General features: G+C 63.3%; 17 protein-coding genes. 7 read left to right on the top strand and 10 right to left on the bottom strand.

Translation table 11 applies throughout. From position 1 onward, the window contains the following. Positions 1-59: 59 nt before the first annotated feature. From Amn_RS21815 to Amn_RS21785, 7 genes are all read right to left on the bottom strand, one after another. Entirely contained in the window at positions 60-1,505 is a 1,446-nt protein-coding gene (locus Amn_RS21815; RefSeq protein ID WP_286291816.1) for a homospermidine synthase, read from the bottom strand. Positions 1,506-1,644: 139 nt separating this feature from the next. After that, positions 1,645-2,562, bottom strand: a complete 918-nt coding sequence (locus Amn_RS21810) for a heme-dependent oxidative N-demethylase family protein (RefSeq protein ID WP_286291814.1) — start codon at positions 2,560-2,562, stop codon at positions 1,645-1,647. Then, positions 2,559-2,858: a type II toxin-antitoxin system RelE/ParE family toxin gene (locus Amn_RS21805; protein WP_067958394.1), complete on the bottom strand. Its 300-nt coding sequence runs from the start codon at positions 2,856-2,858 to the stop codon at positions 2,559-2,561. The genes Amn_RS21810 and Amn_RS21805 overlap by 4 nt, the downstream gene beginning before the upstream one ends. Continuing rightward, positions 2,855-3,136 carry a CopG family ribbon-helix-helix protein gene (locus Amn_RS21800; protein ID WP_067958397.1) on the bottom strand — a complete coding sequence of 94 codons (282 nt, stop codon included), beginning with the start codon at positions 3,134-3,136 and terminating at the stop codon, positions 2,855-2,857. Before Amn_RS21800 ends, Amn_RS21805 begins: the two co-directional genes overlap by 4 nt. A 59-nt stretch (positions 3,137-3,195) precedes the next feature. Next, positions 3,196-3,864, bottom strand: a complete 669-nt coding sequence (locus Amn_RS21795) for an aminotransferase class IV family protein (protein ID WP_286291809.1) — start codon at positions 3,862-3,864, stop codon at positions 3,196-3,198. Further along, positions 3,813-4,967 (bottom strand): aminodeoxychorismate synthase component I, encoded by a 1,155-nt coding sequence (locus Amn_RS21790; protein ID WP_154386471.1) that lies wholly within the window; start codon positions 4,965-4,967, stop codon positions 3,813-3,815. Before Amn_RS21790 ends, Amn_RS21795 begins: the two co-directional genes overlap by 52 nt. Positions 4,968-4,988: 21 nt before the next feature. Continuing rightward, entirely contained in the window at positions 4,989-6,824 is a 1,836-nt protein-coding gene (locus Amn_RS21785) for a M3 family oligoendopeptidase (protein WP_067958406.1), read from the bottom strand. Positions 6,825-6,966: 142 nt separating this feature from the next. On the opposite strand from Amn_RS21785, the gene Amn_RS21780 reads away from it, so the two are divergent. Both Amn_RS21780 and mepK read left to right on the top strand, forming a co-directional pair. Continuing rightward, positions 6,967-8,475: a sigma-54-dependent transcriptional regulator gene (locus Amn_RS21780; protein WP_286291805.1), complete on the top strand. Its 1,509-nt coding sequence runs from the start codon at positions 6,967-6,969 to the stop codon at positions 8,473-8,475. A 356-nt stretch (positions 8,476-8,831) separates the two neighbouring features. After that, entirely contained in the window at positions 8,832-10,571 is a 1,740-nt protein-coding gene (gene mepK / locus Amn_RS21775; protein WP_286291802.1) for a peptidoglycan L,D-endopeptidase MepK, read from the top strand. Positions 10,572-10,768: 197 nt separating this feature from the next. On the opposite strand, the gene Amn_RS21770 is transcribed toward mepK, so the two are convergent. After that, positions 10,769-11,410, bottom strand: coding sequence for a 2-dehydro-3-deoxy-phosphogluconate aldolase (locus tag Amn_RS21770; RefSeq protein ID WP_286291800.1), 642 nt, complete (start codon positions 11,408-11,410; stop codon positions 10,769-10,771). 156 nt (positions 11,411-11,566) lie between these two features. Then, a complete protein-coding gene (locus Amn_RS21765; protein WP_067958414.1) occupies positions 11,567-12,436 on the bottom strand; it encodes an N-acetylmuramidase domain-containing protein in 870 nt (289 codons plus the stop codon). Between the two features lie 139 nt (positions 12,437-12,575). On the opposite strand from Amn_RS21765, the gene trhO reads away from it, so the two are divergent. The 5 genes from trhO to Amn_RS21740 all read left to right on the top strand — a co-directional run bounded on the left by trhO (position 12,576) and on the right by Amn_RS21740 (position 17,086). Further along, positions 12,576-13,505 (top strand): oxygen-dependent tRNA uridine(34) hydroxylase TrhO, encoded by a 930-nt coding sequence (gene trhO, locus Amn_RS21760; RefSeq protein WP_286291797.1) that lies wholly within the window; start codon positions 12,576-12,578, stop codon positions 13,503-13,505. Between the two features lie 118 nt (positions 13,506-13,623). Continuing rightward, complete coding sequence (locus Amn_RS21755; RefSeq protein WP_182576020.1) at positions 13,624-14,376, top strand: tellurite resistance TerB family protein; 753 nt, start codon at positions 13,624-13,626, stop codon at positions 14,374-14,376. Between the two features lie 330 nt (positions 14,377-14,706). After that, positions 14,707-15,462, top strand: a complete 756-nt coding sequence (locus tag Amn_RS21750) for an SDR family oxidoreductase (RefSeq protein WP_067958423.1) — start codon at positions 14,707-14,709, stop codon at positions 15,460-15,462. Positions 15,463-15,575: 113 nt separating this feature from the next. Then, positions 15,576-16,394, top strand: coding sequence for a sterol desaturase family protein (locus tag Amn_RS21745; protein WP_246341061.1), 819 nt, complete (start codon positions 15,576-15,578; stop codon positions 16,392-16,394). Further along, the gene (locus Amn_RS21740) at positions 16,391-17,086 is read left to right on the top strand and encodes a methyltransferase family protein (RefSeq protein ID WP_182576019.1); all 696 of its coding nucleotides are present in this window, start codon (positions 16,391-16,393) and stop codon (positions 17,084-17,086) included. The genes Amn_RS21745 and Amn_RS21740 overlap by 4 nt, the downstream gene beginning before the upstream one ends. Positions 17,087-17,107: 21 nt before the next feature. Here Amn_RS21740 and Amn_RS21735 read toward each other — a convergent pair whose 3' ends face one another. Then, a complete protein-coding gene (locus tag Amn_RS21735) occupies positions 17,108-18,292 on the bottom strand; it encodes a pyridoxal phosphate-dependent aminotransferase (protein WP_182576018.1) in 1,185 nt (394 codons plus the stop codon). Between the last annotated feature and the right edge of the window lie 21 nt (positions 18,293-18,313).

The raw sequence follows: 18,313 nt of genomic DNA, 5'->3' as shown, positions 1-18,313 counted from the left end.
CTCCGCGAGCAAGCAAAAAGGGCGCCTCGCGGCGCCCTTTTCGTTTTCCGGTAACGCGTTCAGCGCACCAGGATGTTGCGGAACTGCCAGGGGTCTTCCTTGTCGAGATCCTCCTCGAACAGGCCGGGGCGGCCTTCAAGCGGCGTCCAGTCGGTGTAGTAGCCGTTGACCGGTCCGAGATACTGCTTCTGCACGTCGAGGCAACGCTTGTAGTCGACCTCATCGGCTTCGACGATGCCGGCTTCCGGGTTTTCGAGCGCCCAAACCATGCCGGCGAGCACGGCTGACGAGACCTGCAGGCCAGTGGCATTCTGGTAAGGCGCAAGCTTGCGCGCCTGTTCGAGCGTCAGCTGCGAGCCGTACCAGTAGGCATTCTTGTCGTGGCCATAGAGCAGCACGCCGAGTTCGTCCGAGCCGTCGACAAGTTCGTTTTCGTCAAGCACGTGATGGACGGGCTGTGCCTTGCCGGCTGCGCCGAACATCTCGTGCAGCGACAGCACCGCGTCGTTGCAGGGATGGTAGGCGTAGTGGCAGGTCGGGCGGTAGGTCACCTTGCCCTTCTTCGAGCGCACGGTGAAGAAGTCGGAGATCGAGATCGCCTCGTTGTGGGTGACCAGGAAGCCGTACTGCGGGCCGGGTGTCGGGCACCAGGTGCGCACGCGGGTGTTGGCGCCGGGCTGCTCGAGATAGATCGCAGCCTTGGAGCCCTTCTTGAACTTCTTGGCGTTCTTGGGCTTCCAGGTCTCGTGGGTGCCCCAGCCGAGCTCTGCCGGCTGCAAACCTTCCGAAATGAAGCCTTCGACCGACCAGGTGTTCCAGAACACGTTCATCGGCTTGGGATTCTTGGTGCGCTGGGTGTCGCGCTCGGCGATGTGGATGCCCTTGACGCCGGCCTTCTTCATCAGCGCGGCCCAACCGTCACGGTCGTTGGTTGCCGGTTCCTCGAAGTCGAGGCCGAGATCCCTGGACAGGTTGACCAGCGCCTGCTTGACGAACCACGAGACCATGCCGGGATTGGCGCCGCAGGTCGAAACGGCTGTCGTTCCGCCCGGGTGCTTGCGCCGCTCTTCAAGCAGCGTCTCGCGCAGCGCGTAGTTGGTGCGCTCGCCATTGTCGGCGCTGTTGTCGAAGTAGAAGCCGAGCCACGGCTCGATGACGGTGTCGACGTAGAGCGTGCCGAGCTTGCGGCACAGATGCATGAGCTCCACGGAACCGGTGTCGACCGAGAGGTTGACACAGAAGCCCTGGCCACCGCCATTGGTCAGCAGCGGCGTCAAAAGCGCCTTGAAATTGTCCTTGGTTACCGCCTCCTGGATGAATTTGATGCCACGCTCATCCGCGAGTTTTCGGTTTTCGTCGCTGGGATCGATAATCACCATGCGCGACTTGTCGAACTTGAAATGGCGTTCAATGAGGGGGAGCGTTCCGCGGCCGATCGAACCAAAGCCGATCATCACAACAGGACCAGTAATCTCACCGTAAACGGGCCATTTTTCATTCGCCATTTTTTATGGCACTCCTTCTCACACTAAAAGAGCCGGGCCCCGATTGACCCGGCTTCAACGGCTAAACCATACATGCTTGTCACAATAAAGCGAATCCAGTTCCCACATCCTGTAGGAACCGGACGTTATGCCGCTATTCTTAGCCGGCGGAGGCGATGCCGTTGAGGAAACCGACCAACCTGTCGCGGTCGGCGGTCAGGCCCTTGTAGTCGAGCTGATCCCGGTCGAGGCTCATCAGTTGTCCGGCGAAAGACGGGGCCAGTTGGGCCCTGTCGGGATTGCGCGCAAGCACCGCCAGCGGGTCGAGATAGATGCGGATGGTGAAAAGGATATCACCTGAGATGGGCAGCTTGTGCAGGGTCTGGCGCTCGACGCGGATGAAGGCGTGGGCGGCGACGTCGGCACAGGGAAAGGTCGAATCCGTTTCCGCCGAGCGGGCTAAACGCTGACGATCGGACAGCGGGTGATAGAGCTCGCCATTGGCCTGAACCGACCAGTTGAAGCGCTCGACCAAGACCGCGAGCTTGTCGAACATGCGGGCGATCAGCTCGTTCATGCGAGTGCCCGGCCCGAATCCGGGGACGGGGCCGTGAATGTCGTGGATCGCCTTGCCGAACTTCTCGGTCAGCCGCCACGACGAGGGAAAGCACAGCGAACCGGCGGCCAGCCTCCAGCCATTTTCACCCTGCCGCATCAGGATCAGGTCTTCCTGGACGAGTTTTGACGCGGCAATCAACGGGTTGTCGCCAGCGTTGGTGACGTCGACGGAGCGGCCGGAGCCTGCGATCACACAGCGCCCGCCTTCGAGGCGATAGGTCTCCGGATAGCGCTCGACCAAGTGTGCGACCAGAAGGTCAAGCACCTCCTGCTGGGCCGCACGCGTCTCAGGCTCGGCGACGAAGACCTTGTCGGGGATCTCGGCGTAGAGCCGGTCCTTCTCCGCGAGATAGGCTTCGAGATGCTCGTCCAGCTCGATCCAGTCGCGCGCTTCGGCCTGTTTCAGTCCGATGGCGAAAGGTTTGGAGGTGCCGTCGTACGGCGTATGCGCAGGGATCACAGGGTGGTCGGCCACTGCGGCGGGCGATTGCGCCTGGTGTGGTAGACACGCAGCACTTCTATGTTGCCGTCCTTGACGCGGTACGGAATGAAGTAGGGCAGGTCGGGCACCGCACATTCGCGTACGGACTCGCGACCGGCGGTCGGGCGCCCGATGTCGGGCCGCTCCTCGATCAGCCGCAGCGCCTTGATGATGCGCTCGCCGACCTTCTGCGCCATTTCTGGGTCATCAGCGGCAATGGTCGTGCGGAGCTCGGCGAGATAACGGACGGCGCGGGGAAGGATGCGTAGCGTCATGTCTCGGCGGCGCCTGCTTCTGGAGCTGGCAGTTCACTCTCGGATCCCCATGACGCCAGCCAATCCGTCACGGTTTCTCCCAGCACGAATGTGCCTTCGTCGGCCTCGCGTTCGGCCTCGCGCACGCTGGCGAGATAGGCCTGCTGGTCTCCGACATAAGCGGCCACTGCTTCCTTGATGATGAAGGCGCGCGAACGTCTCGTCAGCGTTGCATAATCGTCTACTTCGCAGCGCAGATCGTCGGGCAGGCTGATAGAGAATTTGGATTCGCTGGCCATGTTCAGGCTCTACAAATGCACCTGGGAACAATGTAGTCGACTATCGCGGTGAGTCAAACCTAACCTCGCACCAGCTTTGCCGGTATCAACCCGCGTAGCGAATTCCCGACCCATAGTCTTGATGCCCCGCCAAGGTCATCTAAGCTCAAAATGGTCTCGACGGCTTCGCCGCGCTCAAGCATTTCGCCGCGCAAAACCCCGGCAAGCAGGCCGCAAGCAAGTGCAGGCGTCCCGAGTGGTCCACCCTCGTCAAGATCAACAAAGATGCTGGTGATGGTGCCTTCGCAGACGTTTCCCGCCTGGTTGAGCAGGATCATCTCGTCGGCTTTTTCGCGGGAAAACTCGGCGCGGGCACGGTCATAGGCTTCGCGGCGCGTGGTCTTGTGGCGCAGCAGCAGATTTGAGCTGTCGAGACGAGTCGCAGCGATGCGTATCGTCCACATGGCATCAGGCGCAAGCGCTGCGAATGGCTGGGTGGTGACGTCTGTGCTGCCGTCGGCGGCAAGGGCGAGCCGGACCCGCAAGGCAGCGTCGCCGGTGGCTGCACGTTTCAGGTTTTGCCCGACGATTTCGCGGTCGAAGCCGAAGCCAAGGGCCCGTGCTGAAGCTTCGAGCCGGGCGAGGTGCAGATCGCCGCGGAGGAAACCGCCAGCCGGCTCCCAGCGCATCGTCTCGATCAGGTCGAAGCCGGAACCGTGCCCGTGGCGAAGCGTGCTTTCAGAAGACATTCCGCATACTCCGCTTCCGCAGTCGAATCGAACACCACGCCGCCGCCGACATTGTAGACGGCCTCGCCGTCCTCATGCAGCGTGATGGTGCGGATCGCCACCGAAAAGCGCATCGTGCCGCCGGGCGCTATCCAGCCGATGGCGCCGCAATAGACGTCACGTGGGGTGCTCTCCAGTTCGCGCAGGATTTCCATCGCGCGGATTTTCGGAGCTCCGGTGATCGAGCCACACGGAAACAGAGCCGCGAAGACCTGCTCGATGCTGAGATCGGGCAACAGCTTCGCCCGCACGGTGCTGACCATCTGGTGCACCGTCGGGTAGCTCTCGATGCGAAACAGCTCGGGAACGTCGAGTGTACCGACTTCGCTGATCAGCGAGATGTCGTTGCGCAGCAGATCGACGATCATGCGGTTTTCCGCCTGGTTCTTCTCGTCGTTGCGCAGGAACTCCCTGAGGGCGGCATCCTCTTCCGGCGTCTTGCCGCGCGGGGCGGTGCCTTTCATCGGATGGGTCTCGATCCAGCCGTCGCTGTCGATCTCGAAGAACAGTTCGGGCGAGCGCGACAGCACCGTGGGGCCGCCGAGCGAGACCAGCGCGCCATATTTCACCGGCTGCCGGGCAATCAAGGCGTCGAAGGCGTCTAGCGGGGTGCCCGACCACTGCGCCTGGACCGGAAAGGTCAGGTTGGCCTGGTAGCAGTCGCCCTGGCGCAGGTGCTGGTGCAGCTTGTTGAAGCGGCGCTCATAGTCCGCTTCCGACCATGTCGCCCGTGCATCGAAGATCGGCCCGTTGGTGACGGCCGCGCGCGATGCCGGACGGTCGTTGTCCGACGGCTGGTCGAACACGCCGAGGCAGACCAGCGGCGCGCGTCGGCCGCGGGGAAGCAGCGGCCGCAGCTTCGGTTCGAGCAGGTAGCCGGCCTCGTAGGAGAAGTAGCCGGCGAGCCACTTGCCCTGTTCGTGCGCCTTCTGGGCTGCCTGCAATGCCGGGAAAAAATCCGCAGCGTCCTGGGCAACGATGATCTCGCGCGGTGCCTCGAACAGCACCTCGCGGCCGGCGGGGTCGTCCCTGAACAGGACGAAGGGGGAGTGGGGACCAGTCATGACAGTTGCCTGGGGACGCGATCAGTCCAGCGCTTCCAGTTCGTCGATGAGGCTGCTGATGACGGCAAGCCCCTTCTGCCAGAAGGCGGGATCGGTGGCGTCGAGCCCGAACGGTTTCAGCAGCTCCGAATGATGCTTGGTGCCGCCGGCGCGCAGCATCTCGAAATACTTGTCCTGAAAGCCGCGCTCGGCATTCTGGTAGACGGCATAGAGCGAATTCACCAGGCAGTCGCCGAAGGCATAGGCATAGACGTAGAAGGGCGAGTGGATGAAGTGCGGGATGTAGGACCAGAACACCTCGTAGCCTTCGCGCAGCTTGATCGCCGGCCCCAGGCTCTCGGCCTGAACCTCGAGCCAGAACTGGCCGAGCTGGTCCGAGGTCAGCTCGCCGTTCTTGCGTTCGGAATGGACCTTGCGCTCGAATTCGTAGAAGGCGATCTGGCGCACGACCGTATTGATCATGTCCTCGACCTTCTGCGCCAGCATCGCCTTGCGCTCGCGCTTGTCCGTGGTGCGGTCGAGCAGCGAGCGGAAAGTCAGCATCTCGCCGAACACGCTTGCCGTTTCGGCAAGCGTCAGCGGCGTCGAGGCCATCAGGGCGCCCTGGCCGGCTGCAAGGACCTGGTGCACGCCGTGGCCGAGTTCGTGGGCAAGGGTCATCACGTCGCGCGGCTTGCCCATGTAGTTGAGCAGCACGTAGGGGTGCGCCGACGGCACCGTCGGGTGGGCAAAGGCGCCCGGCGCCTTGCCGGGGCGGACCGGGGCGTCGATCCAGCGGCGGTCGAAGAAGTCACGCGCGATCTCGGCCATTTCGGGCGAGAAGCGCTGGTAGGCGGTCAGCACCGTATCCTTGGCGTCGTCCCAGCCGATCGTCGCCTGCGGCGTCTCGGGCAGCGGCGCGTTGCGGTCCCAGTGGTTCATCACCTCCATGCCGAGCCACTTGGCCTTCATCTTGTAGTAGCGATGCGACAGGCGCGGGTAGGCGGCGCGGACGGCTGCCGCGAGCGCGTCGACGACCTCGCGCTCGACGCGGTTGGCGAGGTGGCGCGAGTCGGCGATGTCCTCGAAGCCGCGCCAGCGGTCGGAGATTTCCTTGTCCTTGGACAAAGTGTTGGTGATCAGCGTAAAGACGCGCTGATTCTTGCGGAAGGTCGCGGCAAGCGCGTCTGATGCTGCCTTGCGAACCTCGCCATCGGGATCCTGGAGCATGTTCAGCGCCGGCTCGAGCGCCAGCTCCTCGCCACCGATGTTGAAGCGCAGGTCGGTCATGGTCTCGTCGAACAGCCGGTTCCAGGCGCCGCGCCCGGTGATCGACTTTTCATGGAACAGCTGCTCGACGCGGTCTTCGAGTTGGTAGGGCTTGTCCTTGCGGAGGTCGAGCACCCAGGGACGGTAATGGCCGAAAGCCGGGTCGGCATCGAGCGCCTTGAGGATGAGGTCGTCATCGACCAGGTTCAGCTCGAGCGCGAAGAACAGAAGATGCGCGCTGGCATCCGTCATCTTTTCCTGCACGTCGCCATAGAGCTTCGAGCGCTTGGGGTCGGAGGTGTCGCCGGCATAGACGAGCCCGGCGTAGGAAACGACGCGGCCGACCAGCTCTTCCAGCGCCTCATAGGTGCGCATCGCCTCGCCGAGCTTGCCGGCGCCCCCGCGCCCGGCCTCGATGGCAAGCGTACCTTTCCAGCGCGCCTCGAAGGCAACGGCATCGGCCGAGGCTTTTTCGAGGTCGCGGGCAAGCTCCGGCGCGTCCATGCTGGAATAGAGGTCGGCAAGGTTCCATTCGGGCAGTTCGCCCAGCCCTGCCGCGCTCCCGGCGGAGGCAGTGGCCGACATCTGTTGCCCGGAATTCCAACGCATTGCGTCTTCCTTTTCACTGACTTTGACCGGTTGGATTCAATCCTAAGGGATTCGTTCACCGGCTTTCTTGAAACCTTATTTAGAACCCTGTGCCAGGATGATCCACATCCAATGAGCAACTGCGGGCATATTGCGGACATTCATGGCAGGTTCGATTCTCATAGTCGATGACGATCCCGTACAACGTCGCCTCGTCGACGCCGCGGTGACGAAATTCGGCCACACCGCCATAACTGTCGACGGCGGCGAAGCCGCGCTGCGCATGCTCGACGGCCCCCGCGCGGGCGAGATCTGCGTGATCATCCTCGACCTGTCCATGCCCGGGCTCGACGGCATCGGCGTGCTCAAGGCGATGCGCGAACGCGGCATCGCTCTTCCGGTCATCGTCCAGACCGCCCAAGGCGGCATCGAAACCGTGGTTTCGGCGATGCGCAACGGCGCCTTCGACTTTGTCGTCAAGCCGGCCTCGCCGGACAGGCTGGCGGCGGCAATCGACAACGCGCTCAAGGTCGAAGCGGTCGAGGACCAGGTGCGCCGTACGGCACGCCGCGGCAGCGGCTTGCTCACCTTCCGCGACATGGTCACCCGCAGCCCGGCCATGGACCGTGTCATCCGACTCGGCCAGAAGGCCGCAGCTTCCAACATCCCGATCCTGATCGAGGGCGAATCGGGTGTCGGCAAGGAGCTCGTGGCGCGCGCCATCCAGGGCTCCGGCGACCGCCGCTCGAAACCCTTCGTCACCGTCAATTGCGGCGCCATTCCCGACAATCTCGTCGAGAGCATCCTGTTCGGCCATGAGAAAGGCTCGTTCACCGGTGCGACGGAGAAACACCCGGGCAAGTTCGTCGAGGCCAACCACGGCACGCTGTTCCTCGACGAGATTGGCGACCTGCCACTCGACGTGCAGGTCAAGCTGTTGCGCGCGGTGCAGGAGGGCGAGGTCGACCCGGTTGGTGGGCGCGCGACGGTCAAGGTCGACATCAGGCTGATTTCGGCGACGCACCGCAATCTTCTGCAGCAGGTCAAGGACAGCAAGTTCCGCGAGGACCTTTTCTACCGCCTCAACGTCTATCCGATCTTCGTGCCGCCGCTGCGCGACCGTCGCGACGACATCCCGCTTTTGGTCAGCCATTTCATCTCGCGTGTCGCGCCCGCCAGTCCGCATGGCCGCATACCGATGATCTCGGAAGGTGCGCTGGCGCTGCTTCAGGCCTATGACTGGCCGGGCAACATCCGGCAGCTCGAAAACGCGGTGTTCCGCGCCTGCGTGCTGTCCGAGGGCGATATCCTTACCGAGGACGAGTTCCCGCAGATCCGCGCCCAGGTCGAAGGCGTGGTCGATCTTGGCGGCGAAGCCGTGCCCGCGGCAGCCAAGATCGTCGTGGACAGGCCGACGTCTGCCGCAGCCCTTCAGCCGCCGGCACCGGAGCGGCTTCGGCCGGGAATGCTGCGTGCGCTCGACGAGCGCGGCAATGTCCGGGCGCTTGCCGATGTCGAGTTGGAGATGATCCGGCTCGCCATCGATCACTACAACGGCCAGATGAGCGAGGTCGCTCGGCGGCTGGGAATCGGCCGCTCGACGCTGTATCGTAAACTCAAGGAATACGGCATCGATCCCGAGACCGGTCGCAGCGAGCGGTTGGCCTCTTGAAATTTTGTTGCCGCTGATTTTGATTTAAAGCTTGCGTGTCGCTTGCGGGGCGCAGCGCACTACAGTTTCGTGCGTATTTGTTCAGTGGTGTTTTTGTGGTTTAAACCAGTGGTTTACCATGAAAAGGTGCGATTCCTTTTTGCTGGAATATCGCCATGGTGTTACCGCATTTCGCCTTCAATAAGCAGTGATTAACCATTAGGATCGATATTCGGACGCGAATCCGTAAGCGTGTCCGGGCTTCAAATCCGGGGACAGATGGCAGCCTAACAGGGCCTTTTGATTTGAATAGGATCGAGAACACCGAAGGGCGTCGCTCGAAATCGAATGGTTGGCAGAAGTGGCTTACAGCCGCGATGCTAACGTTTGGTTTCCTGACAGCCTCTCAGGCGACAGCCTCCGCCGAAACGCGGACACTCAAGCTGTACTACACCCACACGGGTGAGCGGGCTGAGATCACGTTCAAGCGCAATGGCCGCTATGATCAGGCTGGCCTCAAGAAGCTCAATCAGTTCCTGCGCGACTGGCGCCGCAACGAGCCGACCAAGATGGACCCGCGTCTGTTCGACGTGGTCTGGGAGGCCTATCGCTCCTCCGGTGCCCGCGACTACATCCACGTCGTCTCCGCCTATCGCTCGCCGGCGACCAATTCGCTGCTGCGCAGCCGCTCCAGCGGCGTTGCGGAAAAAAGCCAGCACATGCTCGGCAAGGCGATGGACTTCTTCATTCCGGGCGTGCCGTTGAAGAAACTGCGTGACGCGGGCCTGCGTGTCCAGGCCGGCGGCGTTGGCTATTATCCGCGTTCTGGTTCGCCCTTCGTCCACATGGACGTAGGCAATGTGCGCCACTGGCCACGCATGAGCCGCAAGGAACTCGTCGCGGTGTTCCCATCGGGCAAGACCTTGCACGTGCCGAGCGACGGCAAGCCGCTGCCCGGCTTCGAGCAGGCTTTGGCCTCCTATCAGTCGCGCAAGGCGAGCGGTGACTTCGTGCTTGCCAGTGCGACGCCTGCCAAGCGCAGCGGCGGCCTGTTTGCCGCGCTGTTCGGCGGTGGTGCCGACGAGGAAGAGGATACCGGCGAAATCGCAGTGGCCGCCGTTCAGCCCAAGAAGGCGCCGACCAAGGCCATATCAGCGGAGGCACCGGTTCAGAAGGCGCTGCCCGGCATCCAGATCGTGGCGCCCGAGAATGCGCAGCGCGCCGAGATCCCACAGATGGCCGAAGAGGCACCTGACCAGCAGGCGCCCGAGACCATCATCGCGGCCTTGCCGGCGCGCAGCGTTCCACTGCCAGGTGTAGCCCCGCGGCCGCAGGCCGAGGTTGGCATGGCGACCGCCGAGAACGTGCCGTTCGGTGCTGCTTCGGCACCGCTGGCCGAAGGTGAGCAGCCGACCGCCGTCGAGCAGCAGATCGCAGCCAATGTGCCGCTGCCGACCTGGCGCCCGAACCACACTCCGCCGGCCGAGCTCAAGCCCGAGAGCCAGAACGTGCTGATGGCGTTGGCCTCGACGGATGACGCGCCTGCAATTGCCAGCGACGTCAACGCACCGCTGCCGTCGGCCCGTCCGCAGGACATGACCGTTGAAGCTGCCCTGGCCGCTGCGAACGACATTCCCGCCGAAGACGAGTCCGCCCAGGACGAACTTGAGATCGCCTCGCTTGCGCCGCAGCCGGAGCCGCGTTCGGTCTTCGACCAGCCCGAGGCAATTGCAACCGCAACTCCTGCAGCTGCAACGCCCAAGAACGCGATCGCCACCGCCTCGGCCGGCACCGACCCTGCCGCGGCCGTCGGTGGCAACGTCAAGACGACGCGCAAGTCGGCCCGCCCGTTGGCTCAGGAAGCCAAGCCGGATCCCAAGGCCGTGGTCGTTGCCGCTGCGCCCGACGCCGCACGCTGGGCACTGCGCAGCGGCACGCAGGTGACGACGGTCACGACCAACACCAAGGCGCCCGGCTTTGCCTACAACATGGTTCGGACGGCTCCGACCGAGGTTTACACGGCGGGCTTCCAGCAGGGCGACCAGTCGGCAAGCGCCCACAAGTTCTCCGGCACAGCCGTGAAATTCCTCTCGGTGGCCCGGTTCTCGACGAACTGATCAACATCAAGACAATCAAAAAGCCGCGCGGAGAAACCTGCGCGGCTTTTTTGTTTTTGGTCTCACCTTTTCCCGCTGGGGGCTAGAGCGTTTCCGCGTTTCTTCGAATCGTGGAATCTCTCTATCTTCTTGTTTTTGTGCATTGCGGACGGAAAACCGCTGCACACTTTTCCTGGAATTGCTCCAAGGCAAGAAACTCAGTTCTTGCGCAGCTTGTTCGCTTCGGCGGCAAGCGCCTCGATGCCGGCCCAGTCGCCTGCCTTGACCATGTCGTCCGGGGCGACCCACGAGCCGCCGACGCAGACGACGTTCGGCAAGCTGAGATAATCCCTGGCGTTCTTGGCCGAGATGCCACCGGTCGGGCAGAATTTTACTCCGGCAATGGGCGAGGCCAGTGCCTTGAGGAACGATGCGCCGCCGGCCTGCTCGGCGGGGAAGAACTTCAGGAAGTCGAGCCCGGCTTCAAGCGCGCCCATGATTTCGCCCGGCGTGATGGTGCCCGGCAACAGCGGCACGTCACTTTGCGCGGCGTGTCCTGCCAGCTCGCGCGTCAGGCCGGGGCTGACGATGAATTTCGAGCCGACGGCGACGGCTTCGTCGAAATGGCGCGCGCAGAGGATGGTACCGGCGCCGACGATGCAGTCCTCGACCTCGGCGGCGACACGGCGGATGCATTCCAGTGCTTCATCGGTCCTGAGCGTGATCTCGATCGCCCGGAGACCGCCTCGCGCCAGCGCGCGGGCCAGCGGCACGGCGTCGGCGGCGCGCTCGATCTTCAGCACAGGAATGACCGGCTGGCCATCCAGCAGCGCAAGCAGTTTCTGGGTTTTGCTGGTCATGGCATCTCACTCCGCTGTCAATTTTCAACCGATTTAACAGACCCGCCATTCCAAGTCCACGAAGCCTTTGGCGACATGGTGTTGCGCCCCGAATGAGCGCGGTGGGTCGAAGGCCGTCGCTGTCGCCGAAGCCCTACGCCTTAGAGCGCAAGCAGTCTATGCCTGGCGGAAAATGCCGGCCAACCAGCGCTTGAGGCTCGACCACAAGTGGCGGTTGCCAAGAGACAGAGCCTGGATGATGGCTGCCTGGGTACGCTGACCGGCGATGCCATCGGCGCCCAGGCCATGATCAGCCTGGAAACGCTTGACCTGGGCTGCAGTGCCCTGGCCGTAGATGCCGTCCGTGTCGACGGGATAGCCCAGGGCAACCAACGCTTCCTGCAGTTCGGTGACCAACTCACCGCGCGTTCCGACCATCATGGTGAGGTCGCCGGGGGCAGGGCCGTCGATCTGCCGCTTGTAGGCCTCCGCCAGCTTGAGATGGTAGCCGTTCTTGCGGAAGCCGGGTCCGTTGTAGCCATGGCCGACCGCTTCCCAGTCGTGATCGTTCAGCGCACTTGTCAGCCCCGCCTTGTCAAGATAGCGCGTCATCAGCCGGGCCTGGCCGGCGGCGCCTGAACGTGCCTCGGTCACAAGCGCATCGACATCGTCAAAGCCGAGCCATTGCCAATGCGACCCCATCACCTGACCGAGCCCCCAGGACGTCGATTCATAGGCGGCCTGGTGGTCGATGGAGGCTGCCCGTTCGAGCATCTGCCACCGCGCTGCCTGGGCGCGCGGGTTGGCGACTGCACCCGCATTCGGTGAGGCCAGCCCTTCGGCGCGGGCACGCTCCTGCGCTGCGCCGGAAAGCCTGCGGTCGAAATAGTGCCCCTCGAAACGGATCAGCGGTTCGTTGCGGCCGTCGATCTTGGCGAATACCTGGCCGGCGCTCTCGATCTCGGCGATGGCCAGCAGCGCCGCCGGCTCCAGTCCGAACTCGCTGGCCGCCTTTTCGATTTCCGTTGCCGTTTGCCTGCTGAACATGCGCGGTCTTCTCCATATCCAGGCGTCCGTTGGAAGAAGATTTTACCGCTGGGCGCAGGTCGAATCGACAACAGACTGTAATCGTTCCGCTTTCAGCTGCACGTTGAAAAAAAATGGCCAAAGCGTTAGTGGCTCGGCGATGAACCTGTCTACACCGCAGTCTCTTTTCCGCGTTGCCGCCCTCTACCGCTTCTGCCGGCTCGAGGGTTACGAGGCTTTGCGCGCGCCGCTCGCCGTCTTCTGCTGCGGCCGTGGCATCAAGGGGACGCTGCTGCTCGCACGCGAAGGCATCAACGGCACCGTCGCCGGCACCGCAGAGGCGATCGCCGAGCTGATCGCCCATCTCGAGGCCATGCCGGAATTTTCCGGTCTTGAGGTCAAGTACAGCACGGCTGGGGAGATGCCGTTCCACCGCATGAAGGTGCGGCTGAAGAGCGAAATCGTCACCATGGGCGTCGAGGGTATCGATCCGCTCGCCAGCGTCGGCGCCTATGTCGAGGCGAGCGACTGGAACGCGCTGATTTCCGATCCCGACACCATCGTCGTCGACACCCGCAACGATTATGAAGTGTCGATCGGCACCTTTTCCGGCGCTGTCGATCCGCGGACAAAGAGTTTCCGCGAGTTCCCGGCCTGGGTCGAAAACCATCGCGGCGAGCTCGAAGGCAAGAAGGTGGCGATGTTCTGCACCGGCGGCATTCGCTGCGAGAAGGCCACGGCGTACGTCAAGTCGATCGGCCTTGATGATGTCTTCCACCTCAAGGGCGGCATCCTCAAATATCTTGAGGACGTGCCGGCCGAAGAGAGCCTTTGGAAGGGCGAGTGCTTCGTCTTCGACGAGCGTGTGTCGGTGTCGCACGGGCTTGTCGTAGGGCAGGCCGAGCTGTGCCGCGCCTGCCGGCATCCGCTGATGCCGGAAGAGCTTCTGTCGCCGACATTCGAGGCGGGCGTGTCCTGCCCGCATTGCCATGATGCCCGCACGGACGAAGACCGCGCGCGCTATGCTGAGCGCCATCGCCAGGTGGAATTGGCGGAAAAGCGTGGCTCCAGCCCTCATATCGGCAGTTAGCCCTCCGCTTCCGGCCGATCTCGCCAAATTGACGACCGTGCCAAATTGACGGGCGTCATTGTAATGTCTTGATCGTCCGCCTACCTCTCGGCGACCGATATTCCAACCGGAGGCATCCATGTTCGACCCCAAAAAGCTGCTCGACGATCTCCTCGGCTCCAAGATCCCGGGAACCGGCTCCACCGTGCGCGACAAGGCCGGGCAGGCGACCCAACTCGCCAAGGACAATCCGCTTGCGGCCGGCGCGCTGGTTGCCGTGCTGCTCGGCACCGGTGCCGGCCGCCAGGTTGCGGGCACGGCGCTGAAGGTCGGCGGTCTCGCGGCCATTGGCGGCCTGGCCTACAAGGCCTACCAGAACTACAAGGCCGGCAATGCGCCCGAGCAGGCAACTGCCGCCCCCGATGCCGAGCCGCAGCTTTTGCCGCCGCCGTCCGACAATTCCTTCCACCCATCGCAGGCGCCACAGGGCGAGACCGAGTTCGCGCTGATGCTGATCCGCGCCATGATCGCCGCCGCCAAGGCTGACGGCCATATCGACGATGACGAGCGCAAGAAGATCGGCGACAAGCTCAGCCTGTCGGGCATCGGCTCCGACGCCGAGCAGTTCCTGATGGAGGAGCTCAATTCGCCGCTCGATCTCGACGCGATCGTCGCTGCGGCCCAGACCGAGGCACAGAAGGTCGAGCTCTACACCGCCTCACGCCTGGCCATCGATCCTGACACCCGCGCCGAGCGCGGCTATCTCGACCTGCTCGCCGGCCGGCTGCAACTGCCGGACGCGCTTGTCGACCACATCGAGGCGACGGTTTCGAGCGTCAAGGTGCCGGTCGTCGATGCATCGGCCAATCCGCAAGTCAACCCGCGCTGGTAACAGACCGGGAGGCGCCGGGCGGTGCCTAAAAGGCGTTTTTTTGCGTTAAGGATTTGTTAACCGCCCGGGCGCATCATTTTCTTACTCGGATCGGCTCTCCTCCTCCCAAGCACGGTTCGATCAAAGACTGGGCGGTCGCCAATGACCGCCCTTTTTGTGTGTCTTATCCTCACCAACGCACCCAATCCTCGATGACCGACGCGCAGGTCCGTTCTGGCCCTTTGCCAACGGCGCGCCGTCTATTTCGATTTTCGGGGCCGTGCTTTAGACTGCTCGCGCTACCAATGATCTGCCGCCGGCGATCGGTCATGCGCAGGGAGGAGCTTCATCATGGCAAGCAACAGGGTTGCGGTGGTTACGGGCGCCGGCAAGGGCATCGGCAAGGCTGTGGCGACAGCCTTGCTCAAGGAGGGCTGGAACACCGTCTTCTGCGGCCGCAGCAAGCATGCGCTCGATGAAGCGATCCGAGACGCCGGCAAGACAGACGCCAAGGCGCTGGCCATCGTCTGCGACGTGACCAGGCCCGACCAGGTCGACGACATGTTCGAGACCATCACCGAGGCATTCGGCCGCGTCGACCTGCTCTTCAACAATGCCGGCATGGGCTACAAGGCGTCGACCATCGACGAAATCCCGGTCGAGGCCTGGAACGAGGTCGTGTCCGTCAATCTCACCGGCACCTTCCTGTGCTCGCGGGCAGCCTTCGCGGCGATGCGACGACAGGAGCCGATGGGCGGACGCATCGTCAACAACGGCTCGGTCTCTGCCCATGCACCGCGCCCCGGCTCTGTGCCCTACACCGCGACCAAGCACGCCATCACGGGTCTCACCAAGACGCTGGCGCTCGACGGCCGCCCGTTCGACATCGCCTGCGGCCAGATCGACATCGGCAATGCGTTGACCGAGATGGCCGTGCCGATGTCCGTGGGCGTGCAGCAGGCCAATGGCTCGATCGCTGCGGAAGCCGTGATGGACGTCGCCCGTGTCGCCGAGGCCGTCGTCTACATGGCCAGCCTGCCGCTTGACGCGAACGTGTTGTTCATGACCGTCATGGCAACCAAAATGCCCTATGTCGGACGCGGTTGAGGCGGCCGGTCAAATCCCGACAATCCCTCGGTCCGTCGCAAACAGCCGTTAACCCAGAAGTAGTACACAACGGTGCTTACGCGTCGAAGTGGCTTCTGAAGGCGGATTTTGGCATGCAATTGAGCGATCTGGTGGATCTGAAGGCGCTTCTCGTCATCGCGCTGATCTTCATCCCCCTCGAGCAACTGGTCCCGCATCACGAGGAGCAGAAGACGCTGCGCCGCCATTGGCTCAACGACGTCTTCTACCTCCTGTTCAACGGCATCGTCATCAAGATCGGCCTGCTGTCGGTGGTTGCACTCATGATGGTCGGCCTTGGCTACATCGTGCCGGGGAGCGTAGGCGCGGCAGTCCGCAGCCAACCAATCTGGCTCCAGACGATCGAGGTGATCATCCTCGCCGATATCGGCTTCTATCTCGCCCACCGCACCTTCCATGCCGTGCCGTTCCTGTGGCGGTTTCATGCCGTCCATCACAGCATCGAGGAGATGGACTGGCTTGCTGGGCACCGGGTGCATCCGGTCGACCAGATCCTCACCAAGTCGGCGTCCTATCTGCCGCTGTTCGCGCTCGGCTTCTCGCCTGCGGCCATCGTCATCTATGCGGTTATCTACCAATGGCAGTCGGTGCTGGTTCATTCCAACACCCGCATCGGCTTCGGCCCGTTGAAGTGGATCTTTGCGTCGCCGAAGTTCCATCATTGGCACCACGCCAATGAGCGCCAGGCTTATGACAAGAACTTCGCCGGCCAGTTGCCGTTCCTCGACGTGATCGGCGGCACGCTCTACATGCCCGACCGCATGCCGTCGAAATACGGCACCGACGATCCGGTGCCTCAGCTCTATCACGAGCAGCTGGCCTACCCGTTTGTGGCCGGAAAGCCGCTCGACGACGTCAGCCTGCCTTCCGCAATCGGAGAGACCCAGAAATGAACAGCCGCCTGGAAGATGTGGCCGGCAAGGGCCTGATGATTTCGATCTTTCTGTACCTGGCGATCATGCAGGCGGTTTCGATCATCGCGACCGTCCAGATGCGGGAGCAGATCGATCTCTGGGGCTTCGTGCTCGCGTCGCGCGTCGCGGGCCTGGTCTTCCTTGCCCTGATCGTGTTCCTCACCGTCATCCGGCACGCGCCGAAGAACGTATCATCGGGCATCGAACCTCGCCTGACGGCGATCGCCGGCACGTTCTGCCTGATGTTCCTCGTCGTCCTGCCGACCGGAAGCCCAGGCATCGGCCTGCGCATCTTTGCCTCATGCCTGATGGTTGCGGGTACTGTCTTGTCGATCTGGTGCGTGATCTATCTCGGACGTTCGTTCTCGATCATGGCCGCCGCCCGCCAACTGGTCGTCCAGGGGCCGTATGCGATCGTCCGGCACCCGCTTTACGCTGCCGAAGCCGTCACGACGCTCGGCGCGGTTGTCGCCGGCTGGTCGATCTGGTCTGCCCTGCTCTTCATCCTGTGGTGGGCATTGCAGTACCGCCGCATGGTCAACGAGGAACGCATCCTCCGCGCGACGTTCGCCGAGTATGAAGACTATGCCCGCCACGTTCCGATGGTCATCCCGACGCTGACGCCGTACCGGCCCGGCACGGCAGCGACGCCTACGCTGCCGGCCGAGTAAGGCGTAGATCGAAACGCCCGGCTATTTCGCCAGGAACGCCTCGATGCGTTCCAGCGCCCGCAGGATGTTCTCTTCCGAGTTGGCGTAGGACAGCCTGATGTAGCCTTCACCCAATATGCCGAAGTCCGGCCCGCCGATCAGCGCTACGCCGGCGTCCTCGAGCAGGGCCGAAGCCAGTTTCTTGGCCTTCCAGCCGGTCTGGCTGATGTTGGGGAAGGCGTAGAAGGCGCCTTTCGGCGTGACGCAGGAAATGCCCGGTATGGCGTTCAGGCCTTCGACGACGATACGGCGCCTGTTGTCGAAGGCGCGCATCATGCGCTCGACGTCGTCCTGAGGGCCGTCGATGGCGGCAATGCCGGCGAACTGGCTCGGCGCGTTAACGCAGGACCAGCAATTGACGGCGAGCTTGCGCACCTTGTCGTAGAGGCGGCCGCCTACGGTCGCATTCGGCCAGATCGACCAGCCCATGCGCCAGCCGGTCATCGCCCAGGTCTTGGACCAGCCGTTGAGCACGATCAGCCGGTCGCGGATTTCAGGGAAGGTCAGCAGCGAGACGTGGCGTTCTCCGTCATAGGTCATGACGTCGTAGATCTCGTCCGACATGATTGCGACATGCGGATGGCCTTCGAGGCCCTTGACCAGCTTGGCGATCTCGACGCGCGGCGTCACCCCGCCGGTTGGATTGGCCGGCGAATTGAGGATCAGGAGCCGCGTCTTTGGCGTGATCAGTGCAAGCGTCTCCTCGGCCGAGAAGGCAAAGCCGTTGGCCTCGCGCATCGGCACCGGCACCGGTGTTGCGCCGGTGAACTCGATCATCGAGCGGTAGATCGGGAAACCCGGGTCGGGATAGAGGATTTCAGCCCCCGGTTCGCCGAACATCAGGATCGCGGCGAACATCGTCGGCTTGCCGCCGGGCATGATCATGACGCTCTCCGGCGACACCTCGACGCCTGTCGTGGCAAGGGTGCGCCGCACCACCGCCTCGCGCGTTGCCAACAGGCCATTGGCCGGTGTGTAGCCGTGATGGCCATCACGTAAGGCCTTGATCGCGGCCTCGACGATATGCTCGGGCGTGCGGAAGTCGGGCTGGCCTATGCCCAGGTTGACGATATCGCGCCCCTCATGGAGCAGGGCCGTAGCGCGGGCCAATACGGCAAAGGCATTTTCTTCGCCGAGGCGGTCGAAGGCGGCAATCGTGTGGAGCATTCCGGCTATCCGTCTGGTTCT

This window comes from Aminobacter sp. Y103A (genome assembly GCF_030294925.1).
Classification (GTDB): Bacteria; Pseudomonadota; Alphaproteobacteria; order Rhizobiales; family Rhizobiaceae; genus Aminobacter; species Aminobacter ciceronei.
This window is presented reverse-complemented; position numbering and strand designations above follow the sequence as displayed.

Coding starts and splice junctions, on each gene's coding strand:
- Amn_RS21815 (WP_286291816.1), bottom strand. CDS start 1,505: ATGGCGAATGAAAAATGGCCCGTTTACGGTGAGATTACTGGTCCTGTT.
- Amn_RS21805 (WP_067958394.1), bottom strand. CDS start 2,858: ATGACGCTACGCATCCTTCCCCGCGCCGTCCGTTATCTCGCCGAGCTC.
- Amn_RS21800 (WP_067958397.1), bottom strand. CDS start 3,136: ATGGCCAGCGAATCCAAATTCTCTATCAGCCTGCCCGACGATCTGCGC.
- Amn_RS21795 (WP_286291809.1), bottom strand. CDS start 3,864: ATGTCTTCTGAAAGCACGCTTCGCCACGGGCACGGTTCCGGCTTCGAC.
- Amn_RS21790 (WP_154386471.1), bottom strand. CDS start 4,967: ATGACTGGTCCCCACTCCCCCTTCGTCCTGTTCAGGGACGACCCCGCC.
- Amn_RS21785 (WP_067958406.1), bottom strand. CDS start 6,824: ATGCGTTGGAATTCCGGGCAACAGATGTCGGCCACTGCCTCCGCCGGG.
- Amn_RS21780 (WP_286291805.1), top strand. CDS start 6,967: ATGGCAGGTTCGATTCTCATAGTCGATGACGATCCCGTACAACGTCGC.
- mepK (WP_286291802.1), top strand. CDS start 8,832: ATGCTAACGTTTGGTTTCCTGACAGCCTCTCAGGCGACAGCCTCCGCC.
- Amn_RS21770 (WP_286291800.1), bottom strand. CDS start 11,410: ATGACCAGCAAAACCCAGAAACTGCTTGCGCTGCTGGATGGCCAGCCG.
- Amn_RS21765 (WP_067958414.1), bottom strand. CDS start 12,436: ATGTTCAGCAGGCAAACGGCAACGGAAATCGAAAAGGCGGCCAGCGAG.
- trhO (WP_286291797.1), top strand. CDS start 12,576: ATGAACCTGTCTACACCGCAGTCTCTTTTCCGCGTTGCCGCCCTCTAC.
- Amn_RS21755 (WP_182576020.1), top strand. CDS start 13,624: ATGTTCGACCCCAAAAAGCTGCTCGACGATCTCCTCGGCTCCAAGATC.
- Amn_RS21750 (WP_067958423.1), top strand. CDS start 14,707: ATGGCAAGCAACAGGGTTGCGGTGGTTACGGGCGCCGGCAAGGGCATC.
- Amn_RS21745 (WP_246341061.1), top strand. CDS start 15,576: ATGCAATTGAGCGATCTGGTGGATCTGAAGGCGCTTCTCGTCATCGCG.
- Amn_RS21740 (WP_182576019.1), top strand. CDS start 16,391: ATGAACAGCCGCCTGGAAGATGTGGCCGGCAAGGGCCTGATGATTTCG.
- Amn_RS21735 (WP_182576018.1), bottom strand. CDS start 18,292: ATGCTCCACACGATTGCCGCCTTCGACCGCCTCGGCGAAGAAAATGCC.